This is a genomic window from Capsulimonas sp. (assembly GCF_039929585.1).
Taxonomy (GTDB): domain Bacteria; phylum Armatimonadota; class Armatimonadia; order Armatimonadales; family Capsulimonadaceae; genus Capsulimonas.
The window spans coordinates 1-14,086 of the sequence record NZ_JBDSQY010000056.1; the positions used below are offsets into that span (position 1 = coordinate 1).

Annotated in this window: 14 protein-coding genes; 8 read left to right on the forward strand and 6 right to left on the reverse strand. The window is 57.7% G+C overall.

All coding sequences use genetic code 11. From position 1 onward, the window contains the following. Nucleotides 1-81: 81 nt before the first annotated feature. Entirely contained in the window at nucleotides 82-564 is a 483-nt protein-coding gene (locus tag ABIZ35_RS03775) for an Lrp/AsnC family transcriptional regulator (RefSeq protein ID WP_348218537.1), read from the reverse strand. 225 nt (nucleotides 565-789) lie between these two features. Between ABIZ35_RS03775 and ABIZ35_RS03780 the strand changes: the two genes are divergently transcribed. The 5 genes from ABIZ35_RS03780 (at nucleotide 790) to glnT (ending at nucleotide 6,566) form a co-directional block, all read left to right on the forward strand. Beyond that, the gene (locus tag ABIZ35_RS03780) at nucleotides 790-1,692 is read left to right on the forward strand and encodes an amidophosphoribosyltransferase (protein WP_348218538.1); all 903 of its coding nucleotides are present in this window, start codon (nucleotides 790-792) and stop codon (nucleotides 1,690-1,692) included. Next, nucleotides 1,677-2,381 carry a hypothetical protein gene (locus ABIZ35_RS03785; RefSeq protein WP_348218539.1) on the forward strand — a complete coding sequence of 235 codons (705 nt, stop codon included), beginning with the start codon at nucleotides 1,677-1,679 and terminating at the stop codon, nucleotides 2,379-2,381. Before ABIZ35_RS03780 ends, ABIZ35_RS03785 begins: the two co-directional genes overlap by 16 nt. Nucleotides 2,382-2,623: 242 nt before the next feature. Next, nucleotides 2,624-3,949: an FMN-binding glutamate synthase family protein gene (locus ABIZ35_RS03790; RefSeq protein ID WP_348218540.1), complete on the forward strand. Its 1,326-nt coding sequence runs from the start codon at nucleotides 2,624-2,626 to the stop codon at nucleotides 3,947-3,949. Nucleotides 3,950-3,952: 3 nt separating this feature from the next. Continuing rightward, on the forward strand, nucleotides 3,953-5,137 hold the full coding sequence (locus tag ABIZ35_RS03795; RefSeq protein ID WP_348218541.1) for an FAD-dependent oxidoreductase: 1,185 nt from the start codon (nucleotides 3,953-3,955) through the stop codon (nucleotides 5,135-5,137). 79 nt (nucleotides 5,138-5,216) lie between these two features. Next, nucleotides 5,217-6,566 carry a type III glutamate--ammonia ligase gene (gene glnT / locus ABIZ35_RS03800; protein ID WP_348218542.1) on the forward strand — a complete coding sequence of 450 codons (1,350 nt, stop codon included), beginning with the start codon at nucleotides 5,217-5,219 and terminating at the stop codon, nucleotides 6,564-6,566. 3 nt (nucleotides 6,567-6,569) lie between these two features. Here glnT and ABIZ35_RS03805 read toward each other — a convergent pair whose 3' ends face one another. From ABIZ35_RS03805 to ABIZ35_RS03820, 4 genes are all read right to left on the reverse strand, one after another. After that, nucleotides 6,570-7,733: an acyltransferase gene (locus ABIZ35_RS03805; protein ID WP_348218543.1), complete on the reverse strand. Its 1,164-nt coding sequence runs from the start codon at nucleotides 7,731-7,733 to the stop codon at nucleotides 6,570-6,572. Nucleotides 7,734-7,983: 250 nt separating this feature from the next. After that, a complete protein-coding gene (locus ABIZ35_RS03810; protein ID WP_348218544.1) occupies nucleotides 7,984-8,421 on the reverse strand; it encodes a type II toxin-antitoxin system VapC family toxin in 438 nt (145 codons plus the stop codon). A gap of 2 nt (nucleotides 8,422-8,423) precedes the next feature. Then, a complete protein-coding gene (locus ABIZ35_RS03815) occupies nucleotides 8,424-8,681 on the reverse strand; it encodes a hypothetical protein (RefSeq protein WP_348218545.1) in 258 nt (85 codons plus the stop codon). Nucleotides 8,682-8,855: 174 nt separating this feature from the next. Then, nucleotides 8,856-10,064: an acyltransferase gene (locus ABIZ35_RS03820; protein WP_348218546.1), complete on the reverse strand. Its 1,209-nt coding sequence runs from the start codon at nucleotides 10,062-10,064 to the stop codon at nucleotides 8,856-8,858. Nucleotides 10,065-10,287: 223 nt separating this feature from the next. Here ABIZ35_RS03820 and ABIZ35_RS03825 point away from each other — a divergent pair, with 223 nt between their 5' ends. From ABIZ35_RS03825 to ABIZ35_RS03835, 3 genes are all read left to right on the forward strand, one after another. Further along, nucleotides 10,288-11,220, forward strand: a complete 933-nt coding sequence (locus tag ABIZ35_RS03825) for an RNA polymerase sigma-70 factor (protein WP_348218547.1) — start codon at nucleotides 10,288-10,290, stop codon at nucleotides 11,218-11,220. Nucleotides 11,221-11,296: 76 nt separating this feature from the next. Continuing rightward, the gene (locus tag ABIZ35_RS03830; RefSeq protein ID WP_348218548.1) at nucleotides 11,297-11,698 is read left to right on the forward strand and encodes a DoxX family protein; all 402 of its coding nucleotides are present in this window, start codon (nucleotides 11,297-11,299) and stop codon (nucleotides 11,696-11,698) included. Continuing rightward, a complete protein-coding gene (locus ABIZ35_RS03835) occupies nucleotides 11,695-12,321 on the forward strand; it encodes an SDR family oxidoreductase (protein ID WP_348218549.1) in 627 nt (208 codons plus the stop codon). The genes ABIZ35_RS03830 and ABIZ35_RS03835 overlap by 4 nt, the downstream gene beginning before the upstream one ends. A gap of 133 nt (nucleotides 12,322-12,454) precedes the next feature. Here the strand turns inward: ABIZ35_RS03835 and ABIZ35_RS03840 are convergent, their stop codons facing one another. Further along, nucleotides 12,455-13,627 carry an acyltransferase gene (locus ABIZ35_RS03840; RefSeq protein WP_348218550.1) on the reverse strand — a complete coding sequence of 391 codons (1,173 nt, stop codon included), beginning with the start codon at nucleotides 13,625-13,627 and terminating at the stop codon, nucleotides 12,455-12,457. Nucleotides 13,628-14,086: the final 459 nt, after the last annotated feature.

Here is a 14,086-nt window from a genome sequence, read left to right on the forward strand (position 1 = left end):
CTTCAGATCAAAATCTTAATTCCCTCTGGCTCCCCTTCTCCTAGAATTGGGAGAAGGGGCTGGGGGATGAGGGCCTCCCAGCTACGTGTTTACTTCGATAAATCCCGCCGGGTCTTTTTCAAACAGCGTTTGCAGCGCTAGCATCGTGCGTGTTCCCTGCACGACTCCCGTCGCGCGCAGATCCAGCACCACGGAGCGAATGGCGTCGATGTTCGGCGCCACCACACGCACTTGAAAGTAATCTTCGCCTGTCACCCGATAGCATTCGCGCACCCAGGCGTTGTCTTTCAATAATTGGATCACTCTCGCCTCTTCGGCGTCCGAGCAGGCCGGCATGAGCGTGATGGCAATGAAGGCGCGCACGGTCATGCCGATCCGGTCGGGATTGATGCTGAGGGTGTACGCCTGGATCACTCCTTCGGCGCGCAGTCGGTCCATGCGGTCCGCCACCGCCTGGCGCGTCATGCCGACGATCTTCGCCAGGGAAGCGGCGGAAACACGGCTGTCTTCGCTGAGCGCTTTGAGTAACAGTTTGTCAGTTTCATCAAGGTGATAGGTTGTCATTTTGTGGCGTTTGTCGTTTGATGGGTTGCGAAGTGTTTGCTTCGTGGAAAATTCATTAGCGGCCCTGTTGACAGAGCCGCGCCCGTCGTGATATGATACACCATCAGCCCAGTGTTGTGCGCTGATCGGTATTTGGAAGGCGAAGACGTCTTCTCTGATTCCCGTGGATAATCATCCATGGGGCAGGGAAGGCGTCTTTTTGTTTGCTTGCTCGGGAGGTGTGTTATGTGCGGCATCGCGGGAATCCTCTATCGGACCCCGAAGGCGTATTATCATCCGGTCGGACATACGCTGCTGGAAATGGCGGCCTGCCTCCAGCACCGAGGCTCGGACTCCGCCGGGATCGCCGTCTACTCCCAGCCGGAGCGGCGCGCCTCAATTCAAGTCTTGTGGCCGGCGGATGCGGAACTGCCCGAGCCGCGTGAGGTTTTGGCTGCGGGCGGCGGCTTGCTCTCGCACCTTCAGCCGGAGAGCGCCGGCTTCCGCGCGGTCGTGAGCGAAGAGGGATCGGACGCCGTTAGAAAGCTTGTGACGAACCTGGAGACGACGTTTCCCGGCGCGACGGCGATCGCCTTCGGCAAATCGCTGTGCATCCATAAAACCGTGGGGGCGGCTTCGAAACTGGAAGAAGACGCCGAGGATATGACCGGGACGCACGGGATCGCGCACTTGCGATTGGCGACGGAAAGCCGGATCGACCCCGCGCACGCGCAGCCCTTTTGGGGGCGGCCGTATCCCGACATCGCCGTCACTCACAACGGCCATATCACAAATTACTATAAACTGCGCAAACGGATGGAGGCGCGGGGCTTTTCTTTTGCGAGTCAGAACGACTCGGAGATTATCGGTATGGTGATCGGGGAAAAGCTAGCGGCGGGGATGGATCTGGAGGCGGCGCTGTATGAAGCCCGCGAGGTGCTGGATGGATCGTTCTCCTTTTTAGTGGCGACGGCTGAGGGGATCGGTGTTCTGCGCGATCCGATCGCCACCAAACCCTTGCTGTATGTCGAGACGGAGGACGTGGTCGCGCTGGCGTCCGAGCATCAGGCGCTGCACCGGGTGCTCGGGAACGGGGCGAAGGTGCGTGAGATCGCCGCACGGGAGGTCCGAGTTTGGAGCAAGGCATAATCGTGACGATCGACTGTGAAACGCGCACGACGCGTGAGATCAATCTGGCCCTCCGGGAAGCGTCGCTCGCTCAGACGCCCGTTCGGTTAAGCAATCCCGACTGCCGGCATAACTTGGCTGTCGGCGTCACGACGCCGCTGTCCGTGGAGATCGACGGCCACGTCGGTTATTACTGCGGCGGTCTTTGCGACGGCGTCGATATCCGAGTGGCCGGCGACGCCGGCTGGGGACTGGCGGAGAATTTGATGGGCGGGCGCATCGCCATCACGGGGGCGGCGGGCTCGGCGGCGGGCGCCACGATGCGCGGCGGAACCGTGATTGTCGGCGGCGACGCCGGCGCGCGCTGCGGCATCGCGATGAAGGGCGGAACCTTGATTGTCGGCGGCAGTGTGGGTGTTCTGTCGGCGTTTATGATGCAGAAGGGCGTGCTGATCATCTGCGGCGACGCCGGCGAGGCGCTGGGCGACTCGCTCTACGAAGGCAAAATCTATGTGCGCGGCATGATCGCGTCGCTGGGCAGCGACGCGGTAATTTCTGATCTGACCGACGAAGACGCCGCGATGCTGGAGGCGGCGCTAGGCGATGCGGGGATCGACGCGCGCCCCGAGGAGTTCCAAAAGATCGTGTCTGGAAAGAAGCTTTATAACTTCTCCACCAAGGAGAAGGAGATCTGGAAGACCGCGCTTTGATTTGGGGGACTTTCCATTCTGCGTCCCACAGCTGAAGCAGTGGTCTAGGCAGGGGCAAGCCAGCTGAAGCAGGCTGTCGGATGAGGAGAGGATTAGGAGAGGTGTTCGCCACACTCCGAAATCCGACAGTCGGCTTTAGCCGCCTTCCCACTGACTAGACCATTGCTTTAGCTGTGGGACAGATCGGTGGGCGCCAATCACCAAAAGCCGAACGCTTTGATTTCGAAGCAAGGAGACGTACGATGCCGATCGATGACGCGACCCCCTCCCACGTATGGGACCCGGCCGCCATCCACGATATTCAGGAGAAGGCCCGTCTGGGCCGCTACCGTATCCGCGCGTTCTCCACGGCGCGCCGGCTGCCGTCGCTGGAGGATCTGACATTTCTGCCCGCAGGGCTGACCCGCGTGGCCCTGGAAGGTTATCGCGAAACCTGCTCGACCAAAGTCACCCTGGGAACGCGCTTTGCTTCCAAACCTTTGGAGCTGGAAACACCGATTACCATCAGCGGCATGTCTTACGGGGCTCTTTCCCGCAACGCCAAGGAAGCGCTGGGGCTGGCGGCGACTCGGGTGGGGACCTCCACCTGCACCGGAGACGGCGGTATGCATCCAACGGATCGGGAGTACTCCAAAACCCTCGTCTATCAATGTCTGCCGAGTCGCTATGGCTTCAATCCACACGACTTAAAGCGCGCCGACGCGATCGAGATCGTCGTGGGGCAGGGCGCCAAGCCAGGGACAGGGGGGCTGCTGCTGGGGCAAAAAGTCAGCCCAGAGATTGCGGCGATGCGCGATCTCCCCGATGGCGTCGACCAGCGCAGTCCCTGCCGTCATCCCGATTGGATGGGGCCCGAAGACCTGGCGATCAAGATCGAAGAACTTCGCGAGGCGACCAATTGGGAAAAGCCGATCTACGTGAAGCTGGGCGCCGCGCGGGTGTATGAAGACGTCAAGCTCGCCGCCAAGGCTGGGGCGGACTGCGTGATGGTGGACGGCATGGAAGGCGGCACGGCCGCCTCTCCCGACGTTCTGCTCGACCACACGGGCATCCCGACCTTGGCGGCGATTTGCGAGGCTGTGCGCGCCTTGGAGGACTTAGACCTGGTAGGCGAGGTGCAACTGATCGTCGCCGGCGGGATCAAGAGCGGCGTGGACGCGGCGAAGGCCATCGCGCTCGGCGCCGACGCCGTCGCGATCGGTACGGCGGCCATCATCGCCTTGAACTGCAATGCGCCTCTTTACCTGGAAGATTATATGGCGCTGGGAACGATGGCTGGCGCCTGCCATCACTGCCATACCGGACGCTGCCCCGTGGGAGTGGCCACCCAGGACCCGGAACTGATGGCGCGGCTGCCCGTGGAGGAGGCTGCTGAGCGAGTGGAGAATTTCCTGCGCGCCATGACCCTGGAGTTGCAGATGATGGCGCGCGCCTGCGGCAAATCGTACGTCAAGAACCTGGACCGCGACGACCTGCGCGCCTTGACGTTGGAATCCGCTTTGATGACCGGCCTGCCTCTTGCCGGCATGCGCCATCCGTTAACGATGGCTTCCGTGGGAGGGCATTGAGCGATGGCGGTGATGACGACGGATGTTCTTGTGGTCGGCGGCGGCCTGATCGGCTGCGCGACGGCGTATTATCTGGCGAAGCGCGGGGTGGGCGTCACGGTGGCGGAGCGCCGCGAGGCGCCGGGGCGTGAAACGACGGCCCGCTCCGGCGCCATTATCCGCGCGCACTACGGTGTCCCCGAACTGGTGACGCTTGCCTGGGAGGCAAACCAGCGCTATGCGCGGTTCGCCGACGAAGTAGGCAAGCCGTGCGGGTTTGTCCGCTGCGGCTATTCGGTGCTGGTGGATAAAGACGACGCTGAGACCTTGCGCCTGAATGTCTGTATGCATCAGGCGCTGGGCGTGCATGTCTCGCTCATCCCGCCGGATCACCTCGGCGCCCGTATTCCCTGGCTGAAGCTGGATGACGTGGCTCTGGTCGCCTGGGAGCCGAAGGCCGGCTACGCCAGTCCCGCCATGACAGTCGCCGCCTACGCTGCGCAGGCGCAGGAACTCGGGGCGAAGTTCTTGTTCGACAGTTCTGTGACGGCGGCGGAGCGCGAAGGCGAGGCATGGCGCGTGACGCTGTCGAGCGGCGATGTCGTCTCGGCGTCACGCGTTGTGGTGTGTACGGGAAACTGGTCTCGACCGGTCGGCGCTCTCTTCGGCCTGGAGCTTCCCGTCACGCCCGTGCGCGCGCAAATTACGGTCCTGGAGCGCCCGGAGGAATGCCGAGAGCCGATGCCGGTCGTTTCAGACCTAATCCATCTGGCCTACTACCGTCAGGAGGAAAATGGCGGCATGTGGGCGGGCTCATCGGATATGGCCGATCTGGCGGAGAGACTGCCGATGCCCGAGAATTACCGAGAGGAAGCCGATCCCTGCGCCATCGAGGCGGCAAGACGAAAGGCTGCTCTGCGATTTGATTCGATGACAAATGTCGATGTGCGGCGCGCCTTCTGCGGCCTGTATGAGACAACCCCCGATTGGCAGCCGATCATCGACACGTTTGATTCCACGCTTCACGCCGCCGTCGGCTTTTCCGGACATGGCTTCAAGCTCGCCCCGGTTGTCGGTGACGCCATGGCGGCGCGCGCTCTTGGCGAAGCGCCTCCCTTCGACACTTCTCTCTTTACGCTTTCGCGCTTCGCCGCAGAACGCCCGATCAAATCGCGCTATACCTACCGGAAGGCGCGTTTTCTGCGCTAAGCCAACGATTCAGCCACACACTCAAGCTTGCGAACTGCGTCGATGATGACGACTATGCGAAACTCCCAGGAGACACACCATGCTCAACATCGCCGAAACGCAGCACTTATTCGCTGAGAAAAACATCCAGTTCTTTTTGATGTCGTTTGTCGATCTGCACGGCACGCCGCGCGCCAAGCTCGTTCCCGCCGAATGTCTGGAGGACGTATGCGCTGGCGCCGCCGGCTTCGCGGGCTTCGCCGTGGACGGAGTAGGGCAGGGGCCGCACGATCCCGATCTTTCCTGCACCCCCGTCGCCGATTCCACTGTCTTCCCGCTGCCCTGGAAGCCCGGCATGGCCTGGATCGCCGGTAACCTCACGATGGACGGCGGCGAATGGGCGCATTGTCCGCGCACGATCCTGAGCCGCGCCATGGCCGACGCCAAATCGCAGGGCTTCCTGTTCAAAGTCGGCGTCGAGCCCGAATTCTTCCTGATTGATAAGAAAGCCGACGGCTCCATCGGCGTCGCCGATGCCGGCGACACTCTCGCCAAGCCCTGCTACGGACAGCTGTCACTTCTGCGCAATGCCGACTTCCTGACCACCGTCATCACCTACGCAAACCAGCTTGGCTATGGCGTCTATCAGAACGATCACGAGGACGCCAACGGCCAGTTTGAGATCAACTGGCGCTATTCCGACGCCCTCACCACGGCGGATCGCGTCTCATTCTTCAAGTTCATGGTGAAAGCGCTCGCCGAGGAGCGCGGCCTTTGCGCCACGTTCATGCCCAAGCCCTTCGCCAACCTTACGGGCAACGGCTCCCACATGCACCTGTCACTCTGGGACACCGAAGGCAAAGACAATCTCTTCCTGGACAAAAGCGATCCCCTAGGCCTCTCCAGCCTCGCCCTGTCCTTCCTCGCCGGCATCCTCGACCACGCCAAAGGCCTCTGCGCACTGACCGCACCGTCGGTCAACTCCTACAAACGGTTCGGCGCCCGCTCCCCGCGCTCCGGCGCAACCTGGGCGCCGATCTACATCGCCTACGGCGGCAATAACCGCACGATGATGGTCCGTGTCCCCGCGCCCGGCCGCATGGAGTATCGCACCGCCGACGGCTCCTCCAATCCCTACCTCGCTAGCGCCGCCCTCCTCGCCGCCGGACTCGACGGCGTCAAACGCGGTCTGCGCCCCGCCGATCCCCGCTCGGGCAACCTCTTCCTGCTATCGCCGCGAGAAGCCCGCGCTCAAGGCATCGAGCTGCTCCCCGCCAATCTCGGCGAGGCTCTGGATGAATTGGAAAAAGACGACGTACTTTGCGCGGCGCTTGGGGAAAGTTATGCCCAAACGTATTTGGAGACAAAGCGTGAGGAGTGGGATGAGTACGCCGAGATGATCGCGAAGGACGTTTCGGCCTGGGAGTTGAAGCGGTACTTGGGATTGTGAACGTCACCTCTTGTTTGGGGAATTTAAGAATGGTTTTTCAAACACACGATGGAAGAGATAAGCAAATAGAAGCATGAGCGGCAGTAAAAACACGGCGTAAATTTCAAAATTGACGGATGCGCGAAATTGACGCGGCTCCGCCCATCGTTCCGCCATGAGCAGGAGGGGAAAGTGCGTCAAATAGAGGCTATAAGAGATGTTGCCAAGCGCGACGATCGGCCGGGATGAGAGTATGCGCATGATCAGTGGAGCACAATTCTCAGGAACGACTGACCGCCGCGTGCAATAGATCAGAAGAGAGGCGGTCAATACGCCGCAAGCGATATCGACGCATGGTCCGGTCAGAACCGTGCTTCCGTACGCAGTCCCAGCCGTCGCGCCTAACGCCAGAGCGCCCGCTCCCCAAAGCCACGGCCATGACTGCGGCTTATTGGCCCCCTCAGGAGTAAAACATACGCCGCAGGCCGCCATTCCCATCGCGAAGAGACCGATATACCAGAAGCTGGCTTCTCGCAGGAATGTATTGAGAACAGCAAGGCCAAGAGCGATCCCAATCGCAATCGGCGCTGCGTAACCCCATTTGCGCCAAAGAGGAAGCAGAACAAACGGGAAAACGAAGTAAATCTGCCACTCCGTCGCCACGCTCCACATCGGACCGTCAATACGGCTCGCCCAGTTCGGCCATAGATTGTGCACCAAGAACAGATGGGCGATGAACGAACCCGCCATGTCGTCGCGGTGGTAGGCGCCGTAAATCGCGCCATCGTCGATTCGTGTCGAAGGAAAGAAAAGAAGCAGAGCTGCGGAAAGAGCCAGAGCCGCATAATAGGGAGGGAGCAGGCGCCTCGCCCGGCGCTTGATGTAGCCCATCACCCCGTTTTTCATCACCCCGCCCGCCATCACCACCGGCAGCATCAGACAGAATCCAGACAGCACAATAAATACGGCAACCAGGTGGTGCCCGTATTTCAAAAAAGAGAACGCCCGAAACCAGAGTGGGTAATCCATGGCTGGAGCGCGGAGGAAAGAGTGTGTCCACATATGGTGCAGGACAACAAGAAACGCTGCTAATCCTCGGATTCCGTCGAGAAAGTGCAGACGTGGCCGCGCTGGCAGTGCGATCTCTCGTGTTGAGAGCGCTTCGTGCGAAAGTTCAGCAGTTGGCAAGTCATTGCTCCTTTAAGAGTTCTAAAGCAATATTTGCAACTATGCATTATATTTTATTTGTAATATAGATCATGCAATATTGGCGCCAAGGCGCTGGTTACCTGCTATAATCGTGATTTACATTTTGTTGAGGTCACAAACAGTTTTGGAGACAAAGTGTGAGGAGTGGGATGAGTACGCCGAGATGATCGCGAAGGACATCTCGGCGTGGAGATCAACCGATTTGGGGCTGTAACATTAGGGAAGTCGCTTAAACACTGTTGGGATGGACAAGGGTAATACCCGGATATCTGCCGAAATCACGGATATTGAAGGTGAGCAGATGTGTAAGACCATGAACGCGCATTGCAGCCGCCAGCCGAGCATCATGAACTTGCACACCAGAGACACCGGCATTGGCGACAAGCATGCGCCACTCTGGATGGATGGCTGCGTTGTCTTCGGCAAGTGGAAAAATTGCTTCGATTTGCGCCATCTCCAAGGCGGCATGAGCGGGCGTGAGTCCCAAGCCGTTCGCGGCGGCTGGGCGTGTGGCCCCATTCCAAAACTCCACAAGATTTTGCGGCGTTACCCACACTGTTTCGCCTGAATTTCTGAGCTTTGTAAGCGCTGATAGGGCGGTCGCGTGCATTGGACTTGCGGGATCAATCAGCCGAAGAAGAATATTGGTATCGGCCAAGTAGCGCATATTCAATTCTCGTAGAAGCTGGCGCGGTCGAACGCATTGTCCGGCAAAGGCTGTCGCGTTGGATGGTTATTCGCCCATGAGTAAAGATGAGCGATCCATTCATCGGCGGGAGCGAACCGCACATCGGGCGGCGAGGAGGGCGTCTGGGCGAGCGCGGCGCCCAATATTTTTGCAGCATAAGCCGCGACACTTATTCCGCGCCTGTCTGCTTCTTCCTGTAATCGTATCTCGATTTGAGGATCGTCAATCGTTAAAGTCATCGCTCTTCTCCCTCATCAATGATGTGGCGTTTCCTAGTGTATCATCGAATTTTACCTGCGTCAACCTTCATTCTGCACTCGCAGAGCGCTATGCGCAAACAGTTTTGGAGATAAAGCGTGAGGAGTGGGATGAGTACGCCGAGATGATCGCGAAGGTCATCTCGGCGTGGGAGGTTAAGCGTTATTTAGGGCTTTCGCGGCGGTGGGGGCCGTCGCGGCTTTGGGGTTCGGGGCGTTCATGAATGGGCGCTCGAAGATCCGGTGGAATGCATAGGTAATCCCCAGGATCAGCGGCGTGCCGACGACGGCGTAGATGAGGAAGTTTATCGGCGCGCTGTACTGGTGCGGCATGAGCAATGTCTTGCCAATATACAGTAGCGGCAGGTGGAGGAGGTAAAGGCTGTAGGAAAACATTCCCAGCATGGTCACAGGGCGCGATGAGAAGAACCGCAGCACGAGCGGAGATTCTCCGGCGCTTGCCTTCTGCGTGCAGTAGATCAAGAGATAGGCAGCCAGCACGCCGGCAATCACGTCCGTACACGGCAGCATGAGGTGATGGCTTTTACGGGCGACGCCCAGCATCACCACGGCGACCACCGCGAACACGCCCCAAAGTCGCGGCCATGTCCAAAAACGGCTCACTTCCGTGTCTGTCTTCCCCGGGAAGCAGTAGCTGCATGCGGCCATTCCCATCGCGAACAGGCCGATATACCAGAAGCAAGCGTCCTCTAAAATCGTCCCGACCGTGCAGAAACCGAGCGCCAATCCCAGCGCAATCGGCGCTATGGCGCCCCATTTACGCCACAGCGGCAGCAGCATCAGCGGAAACACAAAGTAAATCTGCCACTCCGTCGCCACGCTCCACATCGGTCCGTCGAAGCGATGAGTCCAATGAGGGATCCAGTTATGGATCAGAAGCAGGTGGGTAACGAGCGATCCGGCCATGTCGCTGCGATGATAGGGACTGAAAATCGTTCCGTCATCAATGCGCAGCATGGGAAATAACGCCATCAGCCCTGCGGCGATGGCGAGAGCGGCGTAGTAGGGGGGCAGAATTCGCCGGGCGCGCCGCTTGATATAGCTGACAACTCCATTTTTCATCACCCCGCCCGCCATCACCGCCGGAAGCATCAGGCAGAATCCGGAAAGCACAATGAACACTGCGACGAGGTAATGTCCGTACTTGAAGACTGAAAGCGCACGAAACCATAGTGGATACGCGGTTTCACCCGTGCGTAGAAAGCAATGTCCCCACATATGAGTCACAACGACCAAAAACGCGGCGATGCCCCGAATCCCATCTAAAAAGTGCAGATGGGGGCGTGTCTGAGGCGTCAATCCCTGCGACGAAGGCGTTCCTCGCGAAAGTGTTGCAGTCGACATTGCGTGGCTCCTAAACTTTATGAGAGACTGCTATTGCGATTTTAGTCAGTGTTTTCTTGTAATGTAATACGCAGCAAATCTGATGCCAAGGTTCTGTATGCCTGCTATCTCTTTATTTTTGCGGCAACGTTTCGAAATTCCGTCACAAAATACGCTTGTCTCCGGTCTTTAGGTATAAGGGTTAGCGCAATTGCCAGTGAACGATAAGTTGGAGGGAGAGAACATGCGGAAAAGCGGCGCCTCGGGCGGTGGATCGCGCGGCGAATTGGAACAAATGCGGCTGGTGGCGTTCGAGCAGTATCGCGGCCTGCTCTTCTCAATCGCTTATCGCATGCTCGGGAGCGTGACCGATGCCGAAGATATGCTTCAGGAAACGTTTCTTCGATGGGAGGGAGCTTCTGAAGATGATATTCGGTCGCCTCGGGCGTTTTTGGTCACGATCGTCAGCCGATTGTGCATAAACCACTTGCAGTCGGCGCGTGTGCGGCGTGAAGAGTATGTGGGGCAGTGGCTGCCGGAGCCGATTGTGACCGATCCGGCGAGCGATCCCATGGAGAACGCATTGCTGGGCGAATCGCTGTCGATGGCCTTTCTCGTTTTGCTGGAGCGCCTGACGCCTGCGGAGCGGGCGGTGTTTCTGCTGCGAGACGTTTTTGAATATGAGTATTCGGAAATTGCGAGCGTCCTTGGTCAGAGCGAAGTGAATTGCCGTCAGATCCTGCGGCGCGCTCGCAAGCATGTCGATGCGGCGCGGCCGCGCTTTCCGGCGTCGCCGCAAAAGCAAGTCGATTTGCTCGAACGGTTTCTTCAGGCGGTCGGAGGGGGCGATCTGGCCGGTCTGGTATCCGTACTGTCTTATGACGTCGTGCTTCACACCGATGGCGGAGGCAAGGCGACCGCCGTACCAAATCTGATTCACGGCGCCGATCACGTCGCCCGTGCAATTCTGGGAGGCACTCGCAAATTTGCCCCTGCAAACCTTGCGCCGCGTATTGCCCAGATCAATGGGGAGCCGGGGATCGTGCTGTATTTGGATGGCAAGCCATACTCCGTATTTACCATGGATGCGTTCGAGGAGCGCATTCAGACCATCTATTTCGTGACCAATCCAGAAAAGATCTCTCATTTACCGGATATGGCCCCAAACCTCGATTAGCCAAATTGTCACAACTCGCCCTGATCTCCGGTCTTCATTAGTGAAGAGCAAAGTATTCGTGTGAGGGAGAAAGACAATGAAAGCAAAATCAATCACCTATTGGACAACGACAACCGTCGTGATGTTTGTCATGACCGTTTCCGGCCTGCTCGCCCTTCTGCATGCGCCTGCGATGATGACCGGGCTGGCGCACCTGGGGTATCCCCCCTACTTCTCCAATCTTCTGGGCGTCGCCAAAATCATCGGCGTGATTGTCGTGCTGGCTCCGGGTCTCACCCTCTTCAAGGAGTGGGCGTACTCGGGCTTCGCGATCGTCGTTATCAGCGCCTTTTATTCTCATCTTCTCTCCGGCGACGGTCTGAATGCGCTGGAGCCGCTCGTGATCTTCGCCATACTGGAGATCTCTTATTTCACCCGCCCCGATAGCCGGCGTTTGGTTTTTCCAGCGAAGGGGCAGCTCGCGAGGGAGGCGCAATGAAACTGATTGTCCTGGGGGCTACGGGAGGAACGGGGCTGGAGATCGTGCGGCGGGCGATCGGGCGTGGGCATTGCGTGACGGCGTTCGTGCGCTCACCGGAGAAGCTGACGCCGTTTCAGGATCGCATCGACGTCCAGCGAGGGGATCTGCTGAACGTTGAGGAACTCGCCAAAGCGATCCAAGGTCACGACGCCGTGATTTCCGGTTTTGGTCCGCGCGTTCCGATCGCCAAATCGGACGCGCATTTGCTGGAGCGGTTCGCGATCGCACTCACCGATGCGATGAAGAAGACGGAGGTGACACGCGCTGTCGTCATTTCGACGGCGTTTCTTTTTAAGGAAGCCATCCTGCCGCCGGCGTATCTTTTTGGAAGATTGTTCTTTCCTGGCGTCGTCACCGACGCCGCCGCAATGGAGCAGATTTTGAAGAATAGCGCGCTCGACTGGACTCTGGTTCGGCCGCCGCAATTAACGGACGCCGCTTACACCGGCAAGTATCGCGAGCGGGTAGGGCGTCTGCCGTTTGCCGGCTTCAAGATTTCCCGCGCGGATGTCGCCGAGTTTATGGTTCAGACTGCGGAAGACGGCGCCTCGGTCCGCAAGGTGATCGGCGTCAGCCGATAAGAGAAGCGGGGAATGACAGTCTCAAAAGCTGTCATTCCCCAGCGGCAACTTGTTACGTGGAGAGCTATTTCGACGTGATAGGCGCGAATATAGCGTTCGCCAGCAAGTGACTTGCACCCAAGAAATATGGAGGTCAGTGCGCTTTGACTCGGGGAATATTCATGAATGGCCGTTCAAAAATAAGATGGAACAGATAGCTGATGCCTAAGATGGCAGGGCAGCCAACAAGAAGATAGAGCAGGAAGTTAATATGGGAGCGAAAGTGATACGGCGACACCAGGGCGATTCCTACTAACAGGAGCGGGAAATGTATGAGATATAGGCTGTACGAGAAATTTCCTAATCCGACGATCGGTTTTGATGATAAAAATCGTAGTACTGATCCGTTTCCTCCCGAGAGGGTCGCCGACTTCGTACAGTAAATCAAAAAATAGGCCATCAATGTCCCGGCAACGACATCGAAGCTAGGCAGTATCAGAATGTGATACAGATGAGCGATGACGAACGCCGCCAATGTCAGTATCGCGAACAATCCCCACATGCGCGGCCAAGACCACTGAGTGACGCTGGGTGAAGCTTTATCTGGGAAGCATGCACTACAGGCGGCCATTCCTATTGCGAATAAGCCGACATACCAAAAGCCAGCTTCTTTGAGAAACGTACCTGCGGTGCAAAATCCTATCGCTAATCCGGCTATGATCGGTGCAATAGATCCCCACCGCCGCCCAATTGGCAGAAGGATCAAAGGGAACAAAAAGTAGATTTGCCATTCCGTTGCGACGCTCCACATCGGCCCATCAATTCGGTGAGCCCAGTTGGGTATGAGATTATGAACTAGAAGAAAGTGTGCGATTAATGAGCCTACCATATCACTGCGGTGATAGGTGCTGGATATCAATCCGTTGTCAGCACGTATTGCTGGGATTAAGGCAAGTAGAGCAACTGCAAATACGAGACTGGCGTAGTAGGGCGGCAATATGCGCCGCGCTCGACGTCCGATGTAACTTATGAACCCCTTCTTCATTACTCCCCTCGACATAGCCACAGGCATCATAAGACAGAATCCGGACAATACAATAAATACTGCTACCAGATAATGGCCGTACTTAAAAATCGACATCACTTGAAACCACAATGGCGACAAGGAAGCATCTGCATTGATGAAGCAATGGAGCCACATGTGGTGTATGACAACCAAAAAGGCCGCAATACCTCTGATGCCATCAAGAAAATGTAATCGCAGCCTTTCCGCCGATTGAAATTCGGAAGGGGTGGGAGCAATTTGTGAAAGTGGGACGGTCGCCATTAATAAATTTCCTTAATGTGTCGTCAAGGGAGACGGACTTACTTGCTGATCTCATCAAATTTAAGAAAACCTGATGCGAAATTTTGGTTCGTGCGCTCTGAGAAGGTGTAAGTGTGATATCGTACGGGGAGGAAACACTTTGTTCTGATTGAAGCTTTATGTCCAGATGCTATCAGAGTATTTATGATATTCACAATCGGCGCCAGTCATAGTCTTTCTTGCGCCCATTCCATTACAGAGATCGGCAAAATGTGGTCATTTCTGTACACCGGTTCCTTTTCCGTCTTCGACGTGTCTATACTACTGAGAGGGAACTCGCCGGGGCGCTAATGACGTTTCATTAGTATCCCAGAAGCGATAGCAAGGAGTTCGGATTCGTGACGACGACCACCGAGGCTCAGAAGCAAAATCAGGAAACATTGGTCCGCGCGCGGCGCGGCGACCGCAAGGCGTTCAGTC